Here is a 23,034-nt window from a genome sequence, read left to right on the forward strand (position 1 = left end):
AGATCCGTGCGGTAAACCCCAGGAGGCATAGGGGGGTTGGCGGGATGTGACGGTGGGGGGCGGGCGGCGAAGCTCTTCGGTATGACGAAGACCACGCGAAATGTCGCCCTGATCGTGGCCGCGTCCGTCGTGCTCGGCGTCACCGCGCCGCTCACCGCGACGGCTGCCGTGGCCACCTCTACTCCTGAGCCCCTCGACTGGGCGAAGTGTGAGGGGAGCGGGCTCGATCCCCGGCAGGAGTGCGCGACCGTGCACGTACCGATCGACTACGCCGATCCCGGTGGCAAGAAGATCGGAATCACCGTCTCCCGTATCCCCAGCGAGAAGCCGGCCGTACGCCGCGGGGCCTTGCTGCTGATCGCCGGCGGGCCCGGCGGCGGCAGCCTCGACGAACTCTCCGGGAAGGGACAGAAGCTGCCACAGGAGGTGCGGGACGCGTACGACCTGATCGGGTTCGATCCCCGGGGGGTCGGCCGTTCCGCGCCGGTCAGCTGTGGTCTCGAAGCCGACGACCTTGCGAGGTCCACGTTCTTCCCCTGGCCCGCCCCGGACGGGTCGGTCACCGAGAACATGGTCACCGCCCGGCGGATGGCCGACGCCTGCGCACGCGACGGCGGCGAGCTGATTCGGCACATCAGCAGTGCCGACAACGCCCGTGACATCGACCGTATCCGGGCGGCGCTGGGCGAGCGGAAGCTGTCCGCGTGGGGTGACTCGTACGGCTCGTATGTCGGCGCTGTCTACAGCCAGTTGTTCCCGCACCGCACCGACCGCTTCGTGCTGGACAGCAACCTGGACGGCAATGGCGACCCCGAACACGGCCAGGTTTCCCGTGCCTTGTGGGCGGGGTTCGAGACCGGTGTCGAGGACGTCTTTCCTGAGTTCGCCAAGTGGGCGTCTGCGCCCGGGAATCCGTACCGGCTGGCCGATACGGCGACCGGGGTGCGGACGCTGTTCCTGCGGCTCGCCGCACGGCTGGATCGTGAGCCGATCCCATGGCCCGGGGCCAATCCGGCGGAGCTGAACGGGAATGTGCTCCGGCAGACCATGGTCGACACGTTCTACGACCCCGACGACGGGTTTCCGGCTCTGGCCCAGCTGATCCTGGCCGCGCAGAAAGGCACCGTCCCGCCCGCGCCCGAGGCGCCCCCCGAGCCGCTGCTGCAGAACGGCCTCGCCGTCGCCATCGCCACCTTCTGTAACGACGAAGAGTGGCCCAGGTCAACATCCGCGTACCAGAAGGGAGTTGACGAGAGCCGGGCCAAGTATCCACTGACCGCCGGGATGCCGAGGAACGCGACGGCCTGTGCCGCCTGGCCGTATCCGCTGAAGGAGAATCCCGTACGGATCACCGATCGCGGTCCGTCCACCGTCCTGCTCGTCCAGAACCAGCGCGACGTGGCCACCCCGCTCAGCGGCGCCCTGAAGCTCCGCGCCGCCCTCGGCAAACGCGCCGTCATGGTGACCGTGAACTCCACCGGCCACGACGCCTACCTCGCCAACGGCAACGAGTGCGGCGACCGGATCGTCTCCCGTTACCTGGCGACGGGGGAACGGCCTCGCCGGGACACCTACTGCGGCTAGGCCCTGTCTGATAAATGATCAAACTGTGGGCGAGTGAAGTCGTCAGCTGCGCGGCTACAACGGCAGCCGCAGCCGGTCAGGCCCTTCAAACGGACGACATCGGCGCGTGAAAGGCTGAGCCGCATGACCAGTGGAGCCGATGAACCACGTCGAGACCTGTTCCTCCGAGACGGCCTGGAGGCGGCAGACGTGGTACGCGTTCACCGCGAGGCGCTTCGTGTCCTGCGAGACAGCATCGAGACGGCTCACGTCGATGCCTACAGCGATATCGCATGGCCACCGGAAGTGGCGCCCGCGTACGAGCAGGTGTTGTCGATGGCCGCCAACGAGGTGGCCGAGGGCGTCCGGTCTGCGAAAGGTGATCCTGGCATGGGGATTGACGTCGATGTCTGCGACGACACGCAGTTCGACGTGCTTCTCGCCTTGGCTCCCTACACGATTCATGCCGAGGCGTGGCGACAGGGTCGAGCGATCTTCAGCGCCGGCGACACGGGTACAGCCCTGTGGATCGCTGTCACGTCAGAGCAAGAGGTTCGGCTCATGTCACGGCTCGATGCGCTGGGTGTTCCGCAAACGGCGTTCACGACTCAACCTCCCAGGCGGCGAAGCCTGTTCGCCCGGTGGTCACGGCACCAGATCGCGTAGCCACCAGATGAGCGAACTCAGCTGCAGTCCCGGCTCGTTGCGGGTGGCGAGCTTGTCGAACCGTGTGGCGACGGCCCGGAACTGTTTGCACGTTGCGTTCGACAGCGATACCTAGGACCTGTCCGGTGCGGATCAGGCAACAGACGCGTCGGATCGGGCATACGCCACGCACTTGAGCGCGGCACCTGCTCCGTCGGTGAGGCAGACGGTGGTGAAGGCGGCCCCGCCGGGGACATCCGCAGGGACGCTGAAGGAGAGCGGTGCGATGCCGTTGCACACCGCGGTGCTGCTCCTGACGTCCAGTTCGTTCACGCCTGAGTCGTAGGTGAAGACGTACGTCTTACGGCACCCGCTGGCCGTGAGGGCTCGCTGGTTCCCGGAGACGCCGACCGAGCGGTTCTGCCAGGTCAGGGTGCCACGGGCGTAGGTGGCTCCGTAGGTCGCGTCGAAGGGGTTGGTGGGGTAGGCGGCGGCCGCCCTGGCCGCGGCGGCGGCAGACTCGGCGAGTCCGGAGGGAGTCGCGGTGGCCGCCGGAGCCGTAAGCCCCACGAGGGCGAACGTCGATGCGGTGATGGCTACGAGGACGCCGTGACGCGGTGAAGACACAGAACTCTCCTGTCACACAGAGGAATACACCGGACACTCTGGGTACTCCGTGCAGTGTGCAGCAACACGGTGCCGAGCGGATACCCTCCTGCATCAGGCGGCACCCCACGCCTCCGACGTCAACGCCCCAGAAAGATCGGATTCGTGAACGCCGCCAGCGCCCCCGGCAACGGCGCGAGCACCACCTCGTGGCGGAGTTCGGCCCGTACGTACGCCGCGTACGAAGCCGTCGTACGCCACTCGACCGTGCCGGCGCCGTCGACGGGCAGTGGGTCGCTGGTGAACAGGACGCCCTGGTCGGTGACGAAGCGGACCGTGCAGCGGGGGGCGCCGGTGGCCTCAAGGCGGAGCGTGACCGGGGTGTCCTTGTCCACCTTCAGCCGCTCGCCGATGCCCGCGTGCTCGCCCTTCGACCCGCTGGCGGAGAAGGTGAGTGACACGGCCCGGGACTCGGCCACGTAGGAGCGGCCCGCCCGGATGCCGTCCTGGATGGCCTCGCGGGTCAGATCGTCGGCGAGGACGACGGTCTGCGGGCGGCCGACCGGGTCGGGGTCGCGGTGGGCGTCGCTGTTGCCCATGGCCGGGATCCAGCCGCGGCCCTCCCGCACCGCTGCCACCAGCATGCCGTCCCAGTCCGCGAGGGCCACCTCGTCGTCGGGGCCGTACGCGCCGTTCCACACCTCGACGGCGTCCGCCTCCCCGAAGCCGAACTTCCAGTTGCAGCCGATGCAGGTGGCGTGCGGGTGGGCGGGCACGACCAGGCCGCCGGAGCGGCGGATCTCCCGGGCGTACTTGCCGAAGCGGTTGTCGCGGGCACGGTAGCGCCAGTCGACGAAGGTGCCGGGGTCGGTGCCGAGGGCGAGGACGTGACCGTTGCGTGTGGTGACCTCCTCGCCGACCATGATGAGCAGGTCGTCACCCGCCTGGTCCGCCCAATGGGCGTGCGCGGACGTGGTGTTGTGCTCGGAGGAGTTGATGAAGTCCAGGCCCGCAGCGCGCGCGAGGGCCGCGATCTCGGCCGGGGTGCGGCGGCCGTCCGAGTACCACGAGTGCAGGTGGCAGTCGCCGCGGTACCAGGCGCGGCCCCTGCCCTTCGCCCGCGCGGGCGGGTACACCGGCTTCACGGCCGGACTCGGGTCCCCGTAGGTGAGCGTGATCGTGATCTCGTACGGCAGTCCCTGCGGCGAAACCGTGTACGGGGCGAGGGCGATGTGCCAGGTGCCCTCGCGGACCGGTCCCGGGAGGTAGCCCGGCGTCGCGTCGTCCGCGCGGATGAAGAACTCCGTGCGGGCCCCGCCCGACCAGCCGCGGAAGCCCTTGCCGCCGAGTTCGGTGCCGTGCTCGTCGAAGACGCCGATGTCGAGGGCGTTGCCCTGCGTGCCGGCCGGGACGGACGGCCGTTCGTAGGTGTACGAGACCTTGATCTCCCGTACGCCCGCCGGGACTTCGACGGGGAGGTACACGAAGTCCGGCGAGCCGGTGGGCAGCGTGCCGCGCACCGTCCTCGTCTCCAGCTCGCTCGCTGCTTCCGCGTCATAGCCAGGTGAGAAGGTCACGCTCCCCAACGTAAGCGCGACAGCCCCTCCCGTCACGATCAGGGCGCGTCTGCCCATGCCGTTGATTCCGTCAGCGCTGTCGGTGCTGTCGGTGCCCTGATCGTCCTCACACATGCTGCTGCTCCCAAGACGTCGTGACTGACATGGGCGGGCGGTGCAGGCCAACTTGTACAAGGCTTGTATGCGGTCGTGAACTGCGGTGCAAGAGAAAGGGATGCACAGCTTTCGCTTGGACGCAGACGGCGTGCCGGGCAGGCCCGACGCGTGGCTGGTGCGCCTGTAGTGGAGTGTGTGGCCGACGCCGGGCGGAGGCTCCCGTACCGGTGCCAGTCCGTGACGGCCTGTCGCACGGGAGGAAGGCGACCTGTCGCACGGGAGGAAGACGGCCTGTCGCACGGGAGGAAGGCGACCCGTCGCACCGGGGGAATACGCCTGCGCCCTGTGGTCCCTGATCACCACGATCGTATGCTCGAAGGATGACGACTTCCGCGACCTCTGGAACCGGCCCCACCGAGAACTCCATGCGTCGCGCCCTCAAACGTGCACGTGAGGGCGTTGCCCTCGACGTCACCGAGGCCGCGGTGCTGCTCCAGGCCCGCGGCGCCGACCTCGACGACCTCACCGCCTCCGCCGCCCGGGTGCGCGACGCGGGCCTGGCGGCGGCGGGCCGCCCCGGCGTCATCACGTACTCCAAGAGCGTCTTCATCCCGCTCACCCGCCTGTGCCGGGACAAATGCCACTACTGCACCTTCGTCACCGTCCCCGGCAAGCTGCGCCGGGCCGGCCACGGGATGTTCATGTCCCCGGACGAGGTCCTCGACATCGCCCGCCGCGGCGCCGAACTCGGCTGCAAGGAAGCGCTGATCACCCTCGGCGACAAGCCCGAGGACCGCTGGCCCGAGGCACGCGAGTGGCTGGACGCGCACGGGTACGACGACACGATCGCGTACGTACGGGCCATCTCGATCCGCATCCTGGAGGAGACGGGGCTTCTCCCGCACCTCAACCCCGGGGTGATGTCGTGGACGGACTTCCAGCGGCTGAAGCCGGTGGCCCCGTCGATGGGCATGATGCTGGAGACCACCGCGACCCGTCTGTGGTCCGAGCCCGGCGGGCCGCACCACGGCTCACCGGACAAGGAGCCCGCCGTACGGTTGCGGGTGCTGGAGGACGCCGGCCGTTCCTCCGTCCCCTTCACCAGCGGGATCCTGATCGGGATCGGGGAGTCGTACGAGGAGCGCGCGGACTCGCTGTTCGCGCTGCGGCGCATCTCCCGCGCCTATCACGGCATCCAGGAGCTGATCATCCAGAACTTCCGCGCCAAGCCGGACACGGCGATGCGCGGCATGCCGGACGCCGAGCTGGACGAGCTGGTCGCCACGGTCGCGGTGGCCCGGCACATCATGGGCCCCGCGGCCTGCCTCCAGGCGCCGCCGAACCTGGTGGACTCCGAGTACGGGCGGCTGATCGGCGCGGGGATCGACGACTGGGGCGGCGTCTCGCCCCTGACCATCGACCACGTCAACCCGGAGCGTCCGTGGCCGCAGATCGACCTGCTGACCGCGGAATCCGCGGCCGTCGGTTTCGAACTGCGCGAACGCCTCTGCGTCTACCCGGAGTTCGTGCAGCGGGGCGAGCCGTGGCTGGACCCGCGGCTGCTGCCGCACGTACGGGCGCTCGCGGACCCGGAGTCGGGGCTGGCGCGTGCGGATGCCGTCGTCGAGGGGCACCCGTGGCAGGAGCCCGAGGAGGCGTTCACGTCGTCGGGGCGTACGGATCTGCACGCGTCGATCGACACCGAGGGCCGTACCGGCGACCGCCGCGAGGACTTCGACCACGTCTACGGCGACTGGGATGCGCTGCGGGAGGCGGCGGCACCGGGAATGGTGCCCTCCCGTATCGACACCGACGTACGGGCGGCCCTCGCGACGGCCGCCGACGACCCGACCCGCCTCACCGACGACGAGGCACTGGCGCTGCTGCACGCGGACGGCGCCGCGCTTGACGCCCTCTGCCGTATCGCCGACGACGTCCGCAAGTCGGCGGTCGGCGACGATGTCACCTACATCGTCACCCGGAACATCAACTTCACCAACGTCTGCTACACGGGCTGCCGTTTCTGCGCCTTCGCGCAACGCCGTACGGACGCGGACGCGTACACGTTGTCGTTGGACCAGGTGGCGGACCGAGCCCAACAGGCCTGGGAAGTCGGGGCTGTTGAGGTCTGCATGCAGGGCGGGATCCACCCCGATCTGCCGGGCACCGCCTACTTCGACATCGCCCGTGCGGTGAAGGAGCGCGTCCCCGGCATGCACGTGCACGCCTTCTCCCCGATGGAGGTGGTGAACGGCGCGACCCGCACCGGCATGTCCATCCGCGAATGGCTCTCGGCCGCCAAGGAGGCGGGCCTCGACTCCATCCCCGGCACCGCCGCGGAGATCCTCGACGACGAGGTCCGCTGGGTCCTGACCAAGGGCAAGCTCCCCACGGCCACCTGGATCGAGGTCGTCACCACGGCCCACGAACTAGGCATCCGCTCCTCCTCCACGATGATGTACGGCCACGTGGACCAGCCCCGCCACTGGCTCGGCCACTTCCGCACGCTCGCCCGCATCCAGCAACAGACCGGCGGCTTCACCGAGTTCGTCACCCTCCCCTTCATCCACACCAACGCGCCCGTCTACCTGGCGGGGATCGCCCGCCCCGGCCCCACCATGCGGGACAACCGCGCGGTCATCGCCATGGCCCGCCTCCTCCTCCACCCGCACATCCCCAACATCCAGACCAGCTGGGTGAAACTGGGCACCGAGGGCGCGGCGGAAATGCTCCGCTCCGGCGCGAACGACCTCGGCGGCACCTTGATGGAAGAGACCATCTCCCGCATGGCGGGCTCGTCGTACGGCTCGTACAAGTCCGTCAAGGAACTGGTCGCGGTGGCGGAAGCGGCGGGGCGTCCGGCGAAGCCGCGTACGACGTTCTACGGGACGGTGTCCGAGGAGCGGCAGGAGGCGGCGGCGGCTTCGGACGGTCATCTGCCGGAGCTGTTGCCGGTGTTGGACTGACGGCGGACGGGGTGACCCCTGGCCGCCGTAGGCGCGAAGGGAGTCGGGGGCGCCCCCGGGTGGGAAGACAGCTCGGACGCCCGGAACCGGCCGTCGGTCCAGAGCAGGCGTCGCGCTGCGTCCCGAGGCCCGGCGCCCGAAGGCGGCAGCCCACGCTCTCGTCGGGCCTCCCCGAGTCCGGCCGCCGGGTGTAGCCAGAGTTCTGACAGGGCGACGTTCGGCCGGGCCCGTCGGGCACTGCCTGCCGGGGGCAGTGGTCTCCGGGCCGCCACGAGGGTTGTTCACCCGTCGGCCCGCACCACGGCTGGTGAGCAGCCCGGCGGGTCGGGTAACCGGCACGTGGACGCCTGCGGGTCGGGCCCCGGTACGTCGGGCTCCGCGGGTCCGCATTCGGCCCAAAGATTCGCATTACGGTCAAGCGGCGGCAAAACTGGTAGGAGTGCATGTCCCGCTGCTCCTCTCTCTCGCACGTAGCTCATGTGATGAGAACGGTCGTGATCGTGGATCGAGTCGTTGATCGAATCGTGTCCGAGTCGACGTCAGTTCCGGGATGGCCGGAAAGGGCGGGCGGACGGTGCCGACCGGTCCGGAATCGCCTGCCGCAGGCCCCGCGAGGTGATTCGCCCGTGCGGAGAATCGGGCTGGGAGGTGAGTCGGGTGACTGGGCCGCAAGGAGGCGCTAGGACCGGCGTCTTCGCCGCTCTTCTCGTCTACATCGGGCTGCTCGCGCTCGCGCAGATCCCCACATCACAGGGTGGGGTGACCAGGCTCGGCGGCTTCTCCATCCTGGCCCCGCTCGTGGCGAGCGCTCTCCTGTCCTACCGGCGGACTCTGATCGTCTGCGGTGTGACCATGGCGGTGCTCCTGCTCCTGTACGGCGGCATCGTCCCGGGGCTTCCGGTCGTCCAGCGTGTGGTCACCATCACCCTGGTCTCGTTGGGCACGGCAGCAAGCCTGCTGGTGTGCCGGGTCCGCCTACAGCGTGAGGAACGCATCAGACGGCTCATGATCGCCCGGGACCGGCTCACCCTCCTCACGGAGGCAGGAGAGCGGGTGGGCTCGACGCTCGACATCTCCCGCACCTCCCATGAGCTGGCCGACATCGCCGTTCCGCGATTCGCCGACCTCGCTGTCGTCGACCTCTTCGACACCATGCTCTCCGGCAACGAACCGCCCACGCTCCCCACCGAGGAATCGGTCACTCTGCGGCGGATGGCCTGCAACACCTTGAAGGCGCAGGTCACCGCGGATCCCGGACCGCGCCCCGGCGACCTGCACGCCTATCCGCTCGATTCCGTGCCCGGCCGTGCCCTGGTGTCGGGGCGACCGGTCCGCGCCTCGATCACGGATACGGCCGCCGCAGCGGCCTGGCTCGGTGCGGTGGGCCCACGAGCGAACGCCCGAAACGACGGTTCTGGCCCCGGTCCTGGTCCTGGTCCCGGTCCCGGTCCTGGTCCCGGTCCTGGTCCTGGTCCCGGTCCCGGTCCTGGTCCTGGTCCTGGTCCCGGTCCTGGTCCCGGTCCCGGTCCTGGTCCCGGCCCCGGTCCCGGTCCCGGTCCCGGCCCTGGTCCCAGTCCGGAACCCAGCACCGGCCTGGTCTCCGGCTCGGGTCTGGTCCCCGGTTCCGGTCCGGCGCCGGGTCCGGGTCTGGTCCCCGGTTCCGGTTCGGCGCCGGGTCCGGGTGTGGTCCCTGGTTCCGGTCCGGCGCCGGGCTCGGGTCTGGTCCCCGGCTCTGGTCCGGCCCCCGGTCCGGTCCCCGATCCGGGACCCGAATTCGGTCCGGACCCCAGTCCTGCCTATGGCTCCTGCGTCGCCGTTCCCCTGCGCGCCCGGGGCGCCACCCTTGGAGTGGCGGTCTTCGTCAGGGAGACGCACAGGGAGCCGTTCGACGCCGACGACCTGCTGCTCGCGGAGCAGATCGGGGCACGCTCCGCCGTGTGCGTGGACAACGCTCGCCGCTACACCCGGGAACACCTCATGGCCCTGACCCTCCAGCACAGTCTGCTGCCGCACGGCCTGCCCGAACAGAGCGCCGTCGAGGCCGCGTACCGCTACCGGCCGGCACAGCTGGGAGCCGGCGGTGACTGGTACGACGTCATCCCGCTGTCCGGTGCCCGCGTGGCGCTGGTCGTGGGAGACGTCATGGGCCATGGCCTGCATGCCGCCGCCACCATGGGGCGACTGCGCACCGCTGTGGACAACTACGCAGCCCTCGACCTTCCGCCCGAGGACCTGCTCACGAACCTCGACGATCTCGTGGGCCGTCTCGGCGACGAGGACTACCTCGCCACCTGCCTGTACGGGGTGTACGACCCGGTCTCCCGCCTCTGCACCTTCGCCAGGGCCGGCCATCCGCCGCCCGCCCTGGTGCTTCCCGACGGCACGGTGAAATACCTCGACATCCCGGCCGGGCCGCCGCTCGGCGTGGGCGGCACGCCCTTCGAGTCGGCAGAGGTGACGGTGCCCGAAGGCACCCAGCTGGCCCTCTACACCGACGGTCTCATCGAGCTGCGCGACCGCAACATCGACATCGGGATGGACATGCTCCGCGGCGCGCTGACCGACCGGCCGGACCGTTCCCCGGACGAGACCTGCGAGGCGGTGATGGAGTCGATGCTGGACGGCCACTCCCGGGACGACGTGGCTCTGCTCGTCGTCCGTACCCAGGGTCTCGACGCCGACTTGTGGATGGACTGGGAGGTGCCCGACGACCCGGAGGCCGTCTCCGGTGCGCGTGACATGGCACTCAGGAAGCTGGACGAGTGGGGTCTGACGGAGCAGGCGTTCAGCACCGAGCTGATTGTCAGCGAACTGGTGACCAACGCCATCAGGCACGCCGGTCCGCCCATCTCCCTGCGGTTGCTGCGCGACGACCGTGCCTTGATCTGCGAAGTCTCGGACGGCAGCAGCACCTCACCCCGCCTGCGCCGGGCCGACGCGGCCGACGAGGGAGGCCGCGGCCTGTTCCTGGTCGCCCAGCTGGCCCAGCGCTGGGGCACCCGCTACACGCCGAAGGGCAAGATCATCTGGGCCGAGCAGCAACTGACGTAGAACCCGACGCGCGAACAGCACGGTGAACACCTGCTCCCGAGTGCCGTCGGTAGCCCATCCACAGCCGGGGCCGGTGCGGTTCAGCGTTCGATACGGATCTGGGCGGGCGGATAGGGGTAGGAGGACGTGGTGCCGACGGCCCAGTAGTCGGTGGCCGTTCCCGGCACCCGGACAAGGGAGTTCATCACGACAGGAGAAGAGGAAACGGGCCCCCGCTCACTCACCCAGGCCGTGCCGTCCCACCGCAGGTAGTGCGCCCGGGTCTGATCCCAGAAGTCCCAGCCAGCGATGCGGTCGGGCCCGCCCAGGTCGTCGGCGGTGATGCCGGTGAGCATGCCGACGGTGAACGGCGGGGTGACGGACTGCCAGGACGTACCGTCGCCGTGCAGAAGCGTGGCGCCGGGCGGTTTGCCCGGCGGGCCGCCGACGCCGTACGCGTGGCCGGTGAGCCAGATGTCGTGGTCGGTGACGGGGAGCAGGTCGCTGATGGTGGCGCGGATGCCGCCGGGGGCAGGGAGCTCGGTCCATCGGACGCCGTCCCACCGCCCCACGAACTCGACGGCGAAGACCCAGACGTCCCCGGCGGGCCCGACACGGACGCCGGTCGGGGTGGCGGCCGTGGTACTGGGCGGTGCGGAGATCCACTGCCAGCCGCTGTAGTCACCGCTGCCGTCGCCGTACAGGAGCACGGACCCGTCGCTGTTCCGGCCGGAGAGCCAGATGCCGCCGACGGGGTCGGACGCGATGCCGGTGAGCGAGGTGCCGGACTGGCCACGGCCGGGGAAGTCGACCTCCTGCCAGGTGGTGCCGTCCCAGCGGAGCAGGTGAGTGCCGCCGGAGGTGGCTATGGCGTAGGCGGATCCGGCGGAAGTGGCGGCGACGGAGTGGAGGTAGCCGCCGGCGAACGGCAGATGACCGAGGTCGACCCGGCTCCAGGAACTCCCGTCCCACATGAGGCCGAGCGGCACACCTCCCGTACTCCCGTTCCGGCCTTCTTCCCCAACGGCCCAGGCGAGGTCGGCCCCGGCGGCGGCGACGTCGATCAGGTGGGCGGCGGGTGTCCCGTCGGGCGCGGGAACGGCCTGCCAGTCACGGGGCGGGCCGGCGAACTCCCTTGGTCCCGCCGCGGGGCGATGGGCCTGCCCGGCCGCTGCCGCACTCCCGCTCACGGATCCCAGCCCCACCCCGGCGACCCCGACAAGCCCACTGATGAACGAACGTCTCCGCACGACGGACCCCTCCCTCTACGACAGCACGATGGCCGCGAACTCCGGTCCAGCCTGCCGAAGAAGGCAACGCGAAGGGACGGGCGATTCCGGCCAGTCACAAGACGGGCGCAACCCACCGCGCAATAGGCACATGACGATCTTGACAACCGCTTGACCACGCGGCGCGGACGGCAACGAAGTTCGCCTGGAGGGCTGGACCAACACGGAGGCCACCGTGCCCCTCCCGAACGGCTGGCGCAGCTCCGGTCCGCTCCACGTCGGCGACGGCTGGGGCGAGTACCTCCACGGCGATGTCGACGAAGTCCACGTGTTCAGTGGGGTCATGACGGACTCCAGCATCCGCCAACTGGGCGGGGGTGCCGTGCGCCCTGCCTGTGCTGAACTCGGGCCGGTCGCCCGCCGTTTCGTATGACGGCGGGCGACCTGGGCCGCACTCGAATGGGAGGCGGCCCGGGAAGTCCCGCTCGGCGAAGCCGGATCACACGCAGGTGACCTCGGCGTCCGCCCAGTCCGCGAGGTCGCCGATATTGGCATCACCGGCGTCGGTGACCACGAGCTTCAGCAGGCTTGCCCCCGTGACGTCGGCGGTGAGTTGCTGGGGCGGCTCGCCGCGCGTGATCACGGGGGTCTCCTTCACCAGTTTGCCGTCGGCCCACACCTGGAAGGTGACCGAGCCACTGAGCGACGTCGTCAGATCGTCCAGGCCGACGGTGCTTTCCAGGGTCGAGCACTTGCCGCCCAGGTAGTAGCTGACCTCGCTGGGTGCGAGCGTGCCCAGCCCCTTGGCGAACGTCTGCCCGTTCAGGGTGATCGGCTGCCCGTCGACCGCGGCGTTACCGCCGTTGCCGGTGTTGCGTTCCACCGGTCCGGAGCCGTTGGACGTGGCGACCCACTGGTCGTCACCGAGTGAGCTGACGCCCGCGGGTTGCTCGGCGACCACGGAGACGGTCAGGTCGTAGCCCACCGTGGTCGGACCGGGCTCGTATCCTGCGCCGACGTGCAGTGTGTCGTTGCCCGTTGGCGTTCCCTCCGGCACGGTCACCGACCACCGGGTGCTCAGTTCGTGGCCGTCATCGAGCCGTCCGAACCCGGTCGGTGAGGTGGCCCTGACGGTCCGGCCCGCGGGGCCGGTCAGCTCGACGCTTCCGTCACGCGCGGGCTGGGCGCCGTCGTTGCCGGTGACGGTGGTCACACTGGCCTCGACCAGCGGCGGCGCGTCTGCGAAGAGGGCCGGGTACTCGATGCTGGTGTGCACGGCGGATGGCAGGCTCTGTCAGTCGCCGCCCGCCCGGACGCGCACCATCGTGGTCCCGTGCGGCGGTACGACGGCGCTGATCCCACCCGCGGACTCGGCACTCGTGCCTGCCCACAGGTCCTTGACCGTGTACCCGGAGGCCTTGGGCAGGCCTACGGCCGTGGCGGTGGTGCTGATCGTGGCCGCCGCGTCGGTCTCGTTGAACAGCGCGACGGCCCGGTCGCCGTTCTCCAGCGGCTTGGTGATCACGTGCAAGCCGTTCGCCGAACTGATCTCGGTGCCCTGCACGCCGAGTGGGTCCTGATCGACGGCTATGACATCGGAGTCGCTCAGAATCTCCATCGTGGCCGGAGTCGCCTCCCGGATGTCGGTGCCGATGATCAGTGGCGCCGCCATCATCGACCAGAGGCTGAACTGGGAGCGGTATTCGAGGTCGGTCATTCCCCCGTTGCCGATCTCCAGCATGTCGGGGTCGTTCCAGTGACCGGGCCCCGCGTACTGGCCGAGCTGGATGTTCGCTTCGTAGTTCGACACCATGCTGCTGTAGGTGTCGGTGATGTCGAGGGTGGTGCGCCAGGAGTTGCCGACCGGCGCGGCCCAGGTCCAGGGCTCACTCTCGCCCCATTCGCAGATGGCGTACAGGATCGGCCGTCCGGTGGCCAGCAGGGCGTCGCGCATCGTGGTGTAGCGCTGTTTGGCGCTTCGTCCGTCGTTGTTGCAGTTGTCGTACTTCAGGTAGTCCACGCCCCAGGAAGCCCACAGGTCGGCGTCCTGCTGCTCATGGCCGAGCGAACCAGGGAACCCGGCGTCGTCGCTGCAGGTCTTGGTCCCGGCGCTGGAGTAGAGGCCGAACTTCAGGCCCTTGGAGTGCACATAATCGGCGACGGCCTTTATGCCGTTCGGGAACCGCACCGGATCGGCCACCAGGTTGCCGTTGGCGTCGCGTGTGGGAAGCGCCCAGCAGTCGTCAAGATTCACGTACTCGTAGCCGGCGTCTTTGAGACCGGAGGATACGAAAAGGTCTGCTATGCCCTCGATCATCTTCTCGTTGAATGTCGAGGAGCATTGGGTGGAATTCCAGTTGTTGAACCCCATTTGCGGAGTAAGCGCCAGACCGTTGTCCAGTGCGTTGTCGGCGGGAGCCGTGGCCAATCCCGCAACGCACGCTCCCACGACGAGCACCGCGGCGGCCGCCGTGGCCACCAGTGAACGGGTGGACATCGAACCCCTCTTTCACAGAATTCGCAAAGGTCGGGGACCGGAAGCGAAAAGATTCGAGACCGGGCAGGGGTTCCAGGACGGTCATATTCAGGTACCGGAACTTTAGCGATCGAAGATATGGGCACCCTGAGGTTCAGGTAAGAGACTGAGCGGCACTTCAACGCGCGTGCGCGCGCCCGGTCCGCCCGTTTCCACCTCACTCGTGGGCCGTTCTCGTCGCGATCGAAAGGCACCCGCAGGGCGCCGCCCGACTCCACGAACCTGGGCGGATCGTGGACGCGGGCGAACAGGAACCGGCTGACGTCATCGCCGAGATCTGCGCGCTGCGGGCGGCGGCCGAGGTGGAGGCGGGCCTCTGTATCTGCAACGTCACCTGGTGCGACTGACTGTCAGCCGGAGCTCCCCGCCCTGCTTCCCCGCGTGTCTGTCGCGAGCGGCAGTAGATGAATGACCACCAGCACGACCCCGCTCAGCAGAAACACCCGCATCGCCGCGTCCAGCCCGTTCCAGTCGCCCGACTGCCACATGGAGAACCACTCGCCGCCGATGCCGATGAAGCCGGCGCCGAAGAGGAGCAGGAGCATCAGGAGGCCGAGGGTGGAGACGGAGCGGGCGCGGGTGTCGTCGCGGCGGGCCCAGAGGTACGTGCCGGCGATGAGGACGAGGGCCGCGATGGTCTCCCAGGCGATGATCGCGACGTACGCGGCGTCCTGTAGGGCGTGTGACGTGATGGCCCGCCACATCAGGTCGTCGTCCTTGAACGTCGTGTCCATCGCGAGGACATGGCGGACGAACTGCTGGTTGGTGCCGAAGTCCGTGATGTTGCCGAAGGCGACGAGGGTGATGTAGAGCGCGACCGTGGCGGTGAGGAGGGTGGAGGTGAGGCGGAGGACGGTGGAGTGGGGGGTTCTGGAGAGCGGCATGTTCCCACTATGGCCGACACGTCGAACAGCCAACACCCAGTCGTTTTCGGGCGAGTTGGGTCAGACTGGAGACCGGTCCGGACGGGCGATGCGGAGGAGTCGGGCTAATGGTACGGGCGCGTCCGTCGATGCGGGAGCTGATCAGGGACCGCACGCGGCGCGGGTTCGTCGGGCGGCTGGCGGAGCGTGCCGCGTTCCGGGAGAACCTGGAGCTGGCGCCCGAGGACGAGCGGCACCGGTTCCTGTTTCATGTGCACGGGAACGCGGGGGTCGGAAAGAGCTTTCTCGTACGGGAGTTGGAACAGCTCGCGCGGGAGCGCGGGAGCGCGGGAGCGCGGGGCGCTGACGTCGTACGTCGACGAGTCGGTCGGCAGTCTGCCGGAGGCGATGGCGGCCATCGCGGAGCATTTCGCGCGCCAGGGCCACCGCTTCAAGGAACTGGAGCGGCTGTTGACCAGCCACCGGGAGCGGCGGCACGAGGCGGCGGCAGTCGGGGATGCCGGTCCCGAGGGCGGGGAGCCGTCGGCCGCGAGCATGGCGGCGGCCCGTGCCGGTGTGGTGGGACTGGCTCTTGTGCCGGTGGTCGGTGCCTTCGCGGGTGCCCTGGACCCCGCCCAACTCGCCCAGGGCGCCGACCGACTGAGGGCCGGCCTCAGCGCCCGTTTTCGCACGCAGGAGGACGTACAACTGGTTCTGTCCCCCGAGCGTGTCCTGACCCCCGTGCTCCTGAAGGAACTGGCTGAGACCGCGGACCAAGTTCCCTGGCTGGTCCTGGCCTTCGACACGTACGAACGGACCGGTTCCTTCCTCGACGCCTGGCTCCACGACGTGCGGCAGACACAGAGCCTCGCGCCGCTGCGGGCCTTCGTCCACTCCTGGGCCGTGTTCGTCGCCATTGAACGGCACCCCGAACGCGCTGCCCGGCTGCGGGAGCTGGAGCGGCTCGTGGACGTCGGGGAGGACGAGCCCACCGAGGCCATCGCCGAGATCCGTACGATCCGGGCGGCTGTCGAGGCCGAGGCGGGTCTGTGACCGAATGGTCCTGCTCTCAGGCGGGCGAGGCTTCATCAGCTTCCTCGCCGTGCCCCGCCATGAGTGTGTATACGTCTGCGATGTCACCTGGTACGGCTGACCGCTGAGGCGCCCGGGCTGCCGAGCGCCCGGAAAGCCCACCGAACGTCTGCCAAAAGGTCGCCAATGGTGATCAGTCGGGCGACATTTCGCATACCGTTCCGGCCCTGAACCGACCGTTCCCGTTCGATTACAGTGCTGGCAGTCGGACGTGCGGACGGTGGCTGGGAGGTCTCGGTGGGTGCGACAGCCGGTGCCGTCTGGGGCCGTGCCGAACAGCAGGACTTCCGTAGCCGGGTGCGCGGAACACTGCTGGGTACGGCCGTCGGCGACGCGCTCGGCGCCCCCCTCGACGGGCTCGGTCTGGAGGAGATCCGGGAGTCGTACGGCGCCGAGGGCCTCACTGACCTGGCCTTCGGGCACGGCAGGCGGGGCGCCGTCACACACCTCACCCAGCTCACGCTCTTCACCCTCGACGGGCTGGTCCGCGCCCAGGTACGCCGTGACACCGGCGCCTGGCACCCGCCCACCGACCTCCACCGGGCCTACCGCCGCTGGGCCGCGACCCAGAGCGACTGGGGCCCCGACGAGCGCCGCAAGGACGACGGCTGGCTGGCCCGCGAGGAATGGCTGTACGCCCGCCGCGACCCCGCCCGCTCCTGCCTCCTCGGCTTCGGCGACGACACCATGGGCACACTGGACGCCCCCAAGAACCCGGGGGAGCCCGGCCCCGAGGCCGCCGCACGCTCCGCGCCCTTCGGGCTCCTCGTCGGCTGGGAGCCGCAGCTCGTGATGCAGCTCGCCGTCGAGTGCGCCGCGCAGACCCACGGACACGTCACGGCGTACCTGTCGGCGGGGGCGTACGCCGTCATCGTGCACGGGCTGGCCCGTGGCGAGAGCCTCGACGGGGCCGTCCAGCGGGCCCAGGGGATGCTGGCCGCGCGCCCGGGGCACCAGCCCGTCACGGAGGCCCTCCAGCGCGCCCTGGGCGCCGTACGGCAGGGCATGCCCACACCGGCCCGGGTCGAGGAACTCGCGGGGGAGGGTACGGCGGAGCGGTTGCTGTCCGTCGCCGTGTACTGCGCGCTGGTCGGTGAGGACATCCGGCACGGGTTGTGTCTCGCGGTGAACCACGGTGGGGCCTCGGGGGCGGCGGGTTCGCTCACCGGGGGGCTGCTGGGGGCGCTGCATGGCGAAACGGCCCTCCCGCCGGCCTGGTTGGCCGAGCTGGAGGGCCGTCCTACGATGCTCGTCCTTGCGGACGACTTCGCGATGGAGATGACGCAGGGGCCGGCGTTGCACGGGCCCGGGGGGTCCTCCCCGGGGTGGCTGATCCGGTATCCGCGGGCGTGAGGCGGAGGGGTTTTCGCCCCCTCCGCCCCTACCCGTCCCTTGACCCTGGGGGCTGCCGCCCCCAGACCCCCGCTTCGGCCTGAACGGCCTCGTCCTCAAGCGCCGGACGGGCTGAAAGGGCCGCCCCCGTGGGTGGGTGGGGGATCGGGATGGTGCTCTTCGTCCTCAAGCGCCGGACGGGCTGGAGACCGGCGCCGGACGGGCTGGAGACCGGCGCCGGACGGGCTGGAGACCGGCGCCCGACGGGCTAGAGACCGGCGCCCGACGGGCTGGCCGTGCCCGCCTGCTTCGGGATCGCCGCCGCTGCCGAACCCGAACCGCCGTCGTCGCTGTTGATCTTCGCGATGAGGGCGTCCCGCTCCGGGGTGTCCTCCGGCTTGATGTAGCCGATGAGGATGTAGAGGACGAGGGAGACCGCCAGCGGAACCGATATCTGGTACTGCAGCGGCACGCCGCCGTCGACGTTCCAGCTGATCGGGTAGTTGATCAGCCAGAAGGTGAGCAGGCCGACGCCCCAGCTGATCAGGGCGGCGGTGGGACCGCTCTTGCGGAACCAGGGCAGCAGGCCGAGCATCAGCGGGATCGCGATCGGGCCCATCAGCCCGGCGACCCACTTGATGACCACCGTGATGATGTCGCCGAAGAAGGCGGAGTTGACCTGCGTCGCGATGGACATCGAGAGACCGAGGAAGAGCAGCGTGGTCAGGCGGGCGGCCAGCAGCCCCGCCCGGGTGTCCCACTCGCGTGCCTTCTTCGAGACCGCGGGCATGATGTCGCGCGTGACGACGGCGGAGATCGCGTTGGCGTCGGAGGAGCACATCGCCATCGTGTGGGAGAAGAAGCCGACGATGACCAGCCCCAGCAGGCCGTGCGGCAGCAGCTTCTCGGCCATCAGCGCGTACGAGTCCGCCGGCACGTCCGTCTTGATGACCAGCGGCGCGACCCACATGGGGAAGAACAGCACCAGCGGCCAGACCAGCCAGAGCGAGGCGGACAGGATGCCCGAGCGGGTGGCGGACTTCGCGGAGTCGGTGGCCATGTAGCGCTGGGCCTGGTTCCACATGCCGCCGTTGTACTCGAAGGTCTTGATGAAGAGATAGGCGATCAGGAAGACCATCATGTACGGGCCGGCCAGCGGCTTGGTGTGGCCCTCGAGCGCGGGGGCGTCCCAGACGTTCCACAGCTGGCTGAAGCCGCCCAGCTCGGACAGGACCGCGACGAGCATCGCGATACCGGCGATGAACTGGATGACGAACTGGCCGAGTTCGGTGAGCGCGTCGGCCCAGAGCCCGCCGACCGTGCAGTAGACGGCCGTCACCGCGCCGGTGATGAGGATGCCCATGTTCAGCGAGACGCCCGTGAACACGGAGAGCAGGGTCGCGATGGCGGCCCACTTGGCGCCGACGTCCACGATCTTCAGCAGCACACCGGACCAGGCGAGGGCCTGCTGGGTGGGCAGGTTGTACCGGTTCTTCAGGTACTCCAGCGGCGAGGCCACGTGCAGCCGTGAGCGCACCCGGTTGAGCCGCGGGGCGAAGAGTTTCGCGCCGATCGCGATGCCGATGGCGATGGGGAAGGACCAGGTGACGTACGACGTCACGCCGTAGGTGTAGGCGATCGCCGCGTACCCGGTGAACATCACCGCGCTGTAGCCGGACATGTGGTGCGAGATGCCGGACAGCCACCACGGCATCTTTCCTCCGGCCGTGAAGAAGTCGCTGACGTCGTCCACCCGTTTGTGGGACCAGACGCCGATCGCGACCATCACACCGAAGTAGCCGACGAGCACGGCCCAGTCGAGACTGTTCATATGCCCCCTCCCAGGGTCCGCCTTGTGAACTGCGATGACATGCGCGGCACTTCGCCGGTGCAGCCCGAAGAGGCCACGAAGTGCCCGCTCATCGTGAGTTCGGCGGCATGGTGGCGACAACAGCCCGTATGGTCAAGAGGGAGTAAAAATGTTCTGGTTGCTGACCTCGGTTCACATCAATGAACAGATGGAGGGTGTCACATCGGCTGCTACCGCATCAATTCGCCCGCGTTGACCAGCAGTGACTGTCCCGTGATCGCGCGAGCCCGGTCAGACGCCAGGAACACCACCGCGTCCGCGACGTCCCCGTCCGTGGCCAGCTCGGGCAGCGCCATCCGCTCGGTGAGCCGCCCCAGCACCTCCGCCTCCGGTACGCCCTCGGTGTGCGCGGTGAACTGGACGTACGCCTGGACCGGCGGGCCCCACATCCAGCCGGGCAGCACCGTGTTGACCCGGATCCGGTGCGGGCCGAGCTCCCGGGCGAGCGAGTACATCGCACTCGTCAGCGCACCCTTGGACGCCGCGTAGGCCGCCTGCCACACCTGCGAGGGCGCGGCCACCGCCGACTGGGTCCCGATGACGACGACCGAGCCGCCGCCCGCCTTCAGCGCGGGGAGGCAGGCGCGGGTCATCCGCAGCGTCCCCAGCAGGTTCACGTCGATGATCGACTGCCAGGTGGCGAAGTCGGCGTCCTCAAGGCCGCCGAAGTAGCTGTCCCAGGCGGCCACATGGACGACACCGTCGATCCGCCCGAACCGCTCCACCGCAAGCGCGGCCAGGTCCTCACACTGCCCCTCGTCCGTGATGTCCGTCGCCCGGTACGCCGAGTGCGCGCCGTCCGGATCGAGTTCGGCCGCGCACTTGGCGAGATTCGTCTCCGTGCGCGCCCCGAGGACCGCGTTGCCCCCGTCCCGCACCACGGCCGCCGCGACCTGATGCCCCAGCCCGGCTCCGACCCCCGACACGACGATGGTCCTGCCCGCGAGCAGTGCTGACATCGGACGCCTCCCCGGCTATGGCACATTTCCTGACGGGGCGTCAGAGTATGGGCGTCCACCGGAGGAAGGAAGGGGAGCGACGTGAGCGAGGAGACCCGCAGCGAGGTGTACGCGGAGCTGGCCGCCGTCGGCCCGTACGGCGTCCACCCGGGCCACGCCCTGATCACCATGGTCGAACCGGACCCGGGCCACGAGTACGCCTACAACCGCTGGTACGAGGACGACCACTTCATCGCGGGAGCGATGGCCATGCCCTGGATGTACGCGGGGCGCCGCTGGGTGGCCACGCGCGACCTCCAACTCCTGCGCTGTCCAAGCGAGTCGGCGGTCGCCCAGCCCGTCACCGCCGGCTGCTACCTCTCCACGTACTGGGTCACCGACGGCCGCTATGACGACCACATGAAGTGGACCGTCGGCATCAACAAACGGCTCAACCGCGACGGGCGCGTCTACCAGGACCGCACGCACGTCTTCACGGCCTTCCAGGACCACGAGGCCACCGTCTACCGCGACGGAGCCGCCGGCCCCCGTGACTTCCACGCCCTGGATCACCCGTACGCGGGCCTGGTGTTGCAGGTCATCGACGCAGAATCGGCCGAGCAGCGCGTCGAGTTGCTGGAGTGGCTGCGCTCCCGGCACCTCCCGAAACGGCTTGCGGGGTCCCCGTCCGCGCTGGTCACGATCTTCCGCCCGACCCCGCTCCCCGGCGACCGGATGACGTACGTCAAGCAGGTCGAGGGGGTGGATACGCGGCTGACGCTGCTCTGGTTCCTGGAGGCGGATCCGCGGGACTGCTGGGAGGGGTACTTCGCCGGGATGGACGCGTCGGTCGCGGAAGTGGGCCTGGGGAAGGTGGAGTTGGTGGCGCCGTTCATTCCGACGGTGCCGGGGACGGACAAGTACGTGGACCGGCTCCGGTAGAGGGTCGGGTAGAAGATCGTGGAGCGGGTCGGCCGGAAAAAGCCGAGCCCCCTCGGCCAGGACGGCGGGCCAGTCGAGAGGGCTCTGTCAGTGGTGCGTATGCGGTTGGTCGGTGCAGTTGTGGTGCATAGCGGGCGGTCTATGTGCATCAGGCGAGGTCGGAAGTACCCCGGCTCACCTCTGCCACGAAGGCGTTCCACGAACTCGCGGGAAACGCCAGCGTGGGGCCCTGGGGGACCTTTGAGTCCCGAACCGCCATCGCCGCGAGAACGGGGGACTTGACCTCGACACATGCGCCGTTGCCGGTGGAATACGAGGACTTGGTCCAGGTGTTCAGCGCGCCTTGCTGGATTGCCATGATCACTCCGGTAGCCAGTTGTTGAGTAGCTGTCACCGCACAACGAGTTCCTTCTGGAACCCGCGGTTCGGTTTGCGCCAACGTTGTTGCTTGATGGCGTGATCGACGCTACTCGCCAACATCGGCAGGCGAATGAAGTATTCACTCGACCGGATGGCATATTCCAATGGGGCTTCCGCTCAGCTGTGACGAAGGTGTACAGTCCGGCACCTTCGCGACGAGGGTGCCCCTGTGAGCCTCGCGAGCCTCAGCGTGCGTAGTCTTTCGCGATGTCCGCGATGAACTGCCGCGACTGCTCCACGTTCAGAGCCTGCGCCCGCAGATGCTCGTACATCACGCTGTATTTCTGGACGTCGTTCGCCTTCTCCAGATACAGGTCGCTGGTGACACCCTCGATGTAGACGACGCTCGAGTCCGCCGCGTCGGGGAACTCCAGGATCGCGTACTGCCCGTTCAGTCCCGGATGCGCGCCCATCTCGAACGGGATCACCTGCACGGTGACATGCGGAAGCTGCGACTGCTCGACGAGGTGTTCCAGCTGCTCACGCATCAGGGAACGGTTGCCGACGACCCGGCGCAGGGCGGCCTCGTCGAGGACGGTCCACAGGCGGAGCGGATTCTCCGGGGCGGAGATACGTTCCTGTCGGCGCAGTCTGACCTGGACCCGCTTCTCGATCTCGCCGGTCGCGGTCTCCGGCAGCGCACCGGCGATCAGGGCCTCCGCGTACGGCCGGGTCTGCAACAGCCCGGGGACGACCTGGGGGTCGTACACACGCAGGCTCGCCGCGTCCGTCTCCAGGCCGATGTAGACGCTGTACGGGATGTCGCCGAAGGAGTGCCACCAGCCCTGCTGGCGTGAGTCCTTGGCCATCTGCATCAGCGAGTCGACGATACGGACGTCCTCGACCTCGTAGACCCCGCAGAGATCACGGACATCGCGCTGGCTGATGCTGCGCCGCCCGTTCTCCAGGCGGCTGATTTTCGACTGGGAGACCAGCAGTCGCTCGGCGACCTCTTCGGCCGTCATGCCCTTGAGCTCACGGAGCCGACGCAGCTCCTGGCCCAGCCGGCGCCGCCGGACGGTGGGATTGACACTTGACGCCACGGGAACGTGCACCTCCGGCTGCGAACCTCTACTTTGCGTATCTGCTGTTGAGCAGACTGCCACCAAGGTGCTTTCTACCGCTGGGAAACACTGGATATGCGCTGGGTAGCCGCCAGTTCGGGGATCTGGCCGGTATCCGCACGTACGGGAGCACGGGTATCAGCACGCCCGAGCACGCACGAGGGGGTGCGGCGAGCGCGTGCATGTGCGGCCGGCCGCGGCGGGTCCGGTCGGGGTTCCTGGCCGCGGACGAGTGCGCATGAACGTGCGTGAATGAACGCGTCCG

At 69.2% G+C, this 23,034-nt stretch carries 18 protein-coding genes and 1 pseudogene; 8 read left to right on the forward strand and 11 right to left on the reverse strand.

Annotated elements, in window-relative coordinates; all coding sequences use genetic code 11:
• The first annotated feature begins 81 nt into the window (after positions 1–81).
• A complete protein-coding gene (locus ACFWP7_RS16245; RefSeq protein WP_384381887.1) occupies positions 82–1,584 on the forward strand; it encodes an alpha/beta hydrolase in 1,503 nt (500 codons plus the stop codon).
• Positions 1,585–1,707: 123 nt separating this feature from the next.
• Positions 1,708–2,229 (forward strand): hypothetical protein, encoded by a 522-nt coding sequence (locus ACFWP7_RS16250; protein WP_384381889.1) that lies wholly within the window; start codon positions 1,708–1,710, stop codon positions 2,227–2,229.
• On the opposite strand, the pseudogene ACFWP7_RS16255 reads toward ACFWP7_RS16250, so the two are convergent.
• The 3 genes and pseudogenes from ACFWP7_RS16255 to ACFWP7_RS16265 form a co-directional block, all read right to left on the reverse strand.
• Positions 2,209–2,316, reverse strand: a pseudogene (locus ACFWP7_RS16255) (IS5/IS1182 family transposase); the annotation flags it as partial. The gene ACFWP7_RS16250 and the pseudogene ACFWP7_RS16255 sit on opposite strands and share 21 nt — an antisense overlap.
• A gap of 45 nt (positions 2,317–2,361) precedes the next feature.
• Complete coding sequence (locus ACFWP7_RS16260; protein WP_384381891.1) at positions 2,362–2,835, reverse strand: hypothetical protein; 474 nt, start codon at positions 2,833–2,835, stop codon at positions 2,362–2,364.
• Positions 2,836–2,954: 119 nt separating this feature from the next.
• On the reverse strand, positions 2,955–4,505 hold the full coding sequence (locus tag ACFWP7_RS16265) for a CehA/McbA family metallohydrolase (RefSeq protein WP_384381893.1): 1,551 nt from the start codon (positions 4,503–4,505) through the stop codon (positions 2,955–2,957).
• Between the two features lie 362 nt (positions 4,506–4,867).
• Between ACFWP7_RS16265 and ACFWP7_RS16270 the strand changes: the two genes are divergently transcribed.
• A complete protein-coding gene (locus ACFWP7_RS16270; RefSeq protein WP_384381895.1) occupies positions 4,868–7,453 on the forward strand; it encodes a bifunctional FO biosynthesis protein CofGH in 2,586 nt (861 codons plus the stop codon).
• Between the two features lie 657 nt (positions 7,454–8,110).
• A complete protein-coding gene (locus ACFWP7_RS16275) occupies positions 8,111–10,504 on the forward strand; it encodes a SpoIIE family protein phosphatase (protein ID WP_384381897.1) in 2,394 nt (797 codons plus the stop codon).
• An 80-nt stretch (positions 10,505–10,584) separates the two neighbouring features.
• On the opposite strand, the gene ACFWP7_RS16280 is transcribed toward ACFWP7_RS16275, so the two are convergent.
• Positions 10,585–11,733, reverse strand: a complete 1,149-nt coding sequence (locus ACFWP7_RS16280) for a hypothetical protein (protein WP_384381899.1) — start codon at positions 11,731–11,733, stop codon at positions 10,585–10,587.
• A gap of 214 nt (positions 11,734–11,947) precedes the next feature.
• Between ACFWP7_RS16280 and ACFWP7_RS16285 the strand changes: the two genes are divergently transcribed.
• Entirely contained in the window at positions 11,948–12,145 is a 198-nt protein-coding gene (locus ACFWP7_RS16285; protein WP_384381901.1) for a hypothetical protein, read from the forward strand.
• 66 nt (positions 12,146–12,211) lie between these two features.
• On the opposite strand, the gene ACFWP7_RS16290 is transcribed toward ACFWP7_RS16285, so the two are convergent.
• From ACFWP7_RS16290 to ACFWP7_RS16300, 3 genes are all read right to left on the reverse strand, one after another.
• Positions 12,212–12,988, reverse strand: a complete 777-nt coding sequence (locus ACFWP7_RS16290) for an NPCBM/NEW2 domain-containing protein (RefSeq protein WP_384381903.1) — start codon at positions 12,986–12,988, stop codon at positions 12,212–12,214.
• Between the two features lie 18 nt (positions 12,989–13,006).
• Positions 13,007–14,209 carry a glycoside hydrolase family 27 protein gene (locus tag ACFWP7_RS16295; protein ID WP_384381905.1) on the reverse strand — a complete coding sequence of 401 codons (1,203 nt, stop codon included), beginning with the start codon at positions 14,207–14,209 and terminating at the stop codon, positions 13,007–13,009.
• Between the two features lie 389 nt (positions 14,210–14,598).
• The gene (locus tag ACFWP7_RS16300; RefSeq protein ID WP_384381907.1) at positions 14,599–15,132 is read right to left on the reverse strand and encodes a DUF2165 domain-containing protein; all 534 of its coding nucleotides are present in this window, start codon (positions 15,130–15,132) and stop codon (positions 14,599–14,601) included.
• 249 nt (positions 15,133–15,381) lie between these two features.
• Between ACFWP7_RS16300 and ACFWP7_RS16305 the strand changes: the two genes are divergently transcribed.
• Positions 15,382–16,164, forward strand: a complete 783-nt coding sequence (locus tag ACFWP7_RS16305; protein ID WP_384381909.1) for a hypothetical protein — start codon at positions 15,382–15,384, stop codon at positions 16,162–16,164.
• 276 nt (positions 16,165–16,440) lie between these two features.
• A complete protein-coding gene (locus tag ACFWP7_RS16310; protein ID WP_384381911.1) occupies positions 16,441–17,556 on the forward strand; it encodes an ADP-ribosylglycohydrolase family protein in 1,116 nt (371 codons plus the stop codon).
• 247 nt (positions 17,557–17,803) lie between these two features.
• On the opposite strand, the gene ACFWP7_RS16315 is transcribed toward ACFWP7_RS16310, so the two are convergent.
• Both ACFWP7_RS16315 and ACFWP7_RS16320 read right to left on the reverse strand, forming a co-directional pair.
• Positions 17,804–19,366, reverse strand: a complete 1,563-nt coding sequence (locus ACFWP7_RS16315; protein ID WP_384381913.1) for a sodium:solute symporter family protein — start codon at positions 19,364–19,366, stop codon at positions 17,804–17,806.
• Between the two features lie 209 nt (positions 19,367–19,575).
• Entirely contained in the window at positions 19,576–20,364 is a 789-nt protein-coding gene (locus ACFWP7_RS16320; RefSeq protein WP_384381915.1) for an SDR family oxidoreductase, read from the reverse strand.
• Positions 20,365–20,445: 81 nt separating this feature from the next.
• Here ACFWP7_RS16320 and ACFWP7_RS16325 point away from each other — a divergent pair, with 81 nt between their 5' ends.
• The gene (locus ACFWP7_RS16325; protein ID WP_384381917.1) at positions 20,446–21,285 is read left to right on the forward strand and encodes a hypothetical protein; all 840 of its coding nucleotides are present in this window, start codon (positions 20,446–20,448) and stop codon (positions 21,283–21,285) included.
• Between the two features lie 148 nt (positions 21,286–21,433).
• Here the strand turns inward: ACFWP7_RS16325 and ACFWP7_RS16330 are convergent, their stop codons facing one another.
• Together ACFWP7_RS16330 and ACFWP7_RS16335 are read right to left on the reverse strand one after the other, a co-directional pair.
• Positions 21,434–21,643 (reverse strand): DUF397 domain-containing protein, encoded by a 210-nt coding sequence (locus tag ACFWP7_RS16330; protein WP_384381918.1) that lies wholly within the window; start codon positions 21,641–21,643, stop codon positions 21,434–21,436.
• Between the two features lie 247 nt (positions 21,644–21,890).
• A complete protein-coding gene (locus tag ACFWP7_RS16335; RefSeq protein WP_384381920.1) occupies positions 21,891–22,748 on the reverse strand; it encodes a helix-turn-helix domain-containing protein in 858 nt (285 codons plus the stop codon).
• Positions 22,749–23,034 lie beyond the last annotated feature (286 nt).

This window comes from Streptomyces sp. NPDC058470, assembly GCF_042721055.1.
GTDB lineage: Bacteria > Actinomycetota > Actinomycetes > Streptomycetales > Streptomycetaceae > Streptomyces.

What these genes read in the sequence shown, in the direction of transcription:
- ACFWP7_RS16295 (WP_384381905.1), bottom strand. Translation starts at nt 14,209, where the DNA reads ATGTCCACCCGTTCACTGGTGGCCACGGCGGCCGCCGCGGTGCTCGTC.
- ACFWP7_RS16270 (WP_384381895.1), top strand. Translation starts at nt 4,868, where the DNA reads ATGACGACTTCCGCGACCTCTGGAACCGGCCCCACCGAGAACTCCATG.
- ACFWP7_RS16300 (WP_384381907.1), bottom strand. Translation starts at nt 15,132, where the DNA reads ATGCCGCTCTCCAGAACCCCCCACTCCACCGTCCTCCGCCTCACCTCC.
- ACFWP7_RS16315 (WP_384381913.1), bottom strand. Translation starts at nt 19,366, where the DNA reads ATGAACAGTCTCGACTGGGCCGTGCTCGTCGGCTACTTCGGTGTGATG.
- ACFWP7_RS16305 (WP_384381909.1), top strand. Translation starts at nt 15,382, where the DNA reads ATGTGCACGGGAACGCGGGGGTCGGAAAGAGCTTTCTCGTACGGGAGT.
- ACFWP7_RS16320 (WP_384381915.1), bottom strand. Translation starts at nt 20,364, where the DNA reads ATGTCAGCACTGCTCGCGGGCAGGACCATCGTCGTGTCGGGGGTCGGA.
- ACFWP7_RS16250 (WP_384381889.1), top strand. Translation starts at nt 1,708, where the DNA reads ATGACCAGTGGAGCCGATGAACCACGTCGAGACCTGTTCCTCCGAGAC.
- ACFWP7_RS16245 (WP_384381887.1), top strand. Translation starts at nt 82, where the DNA reads ATGACGAAGACCACGCGAAATGTCGCCCTGATCGTGGCCGCGTCCGTC.
- ACFWP7_RS16265 (WP_384381893.1), bottom strand. Translation starts at nt 4,505, where the DNA reads ATGTGTGAGGACGATCAGGGCACCGACAGCACCGACAGCGCTGACGGA.
- ACFWP7_RS16330 (WP_384381918.1), bottom strand. Translation starts at nt 21,643, where the DNA reads ATGGCAATCCAGCAAGGCGCGCTGAACACCTGGACCAAGTCCTCGTAT.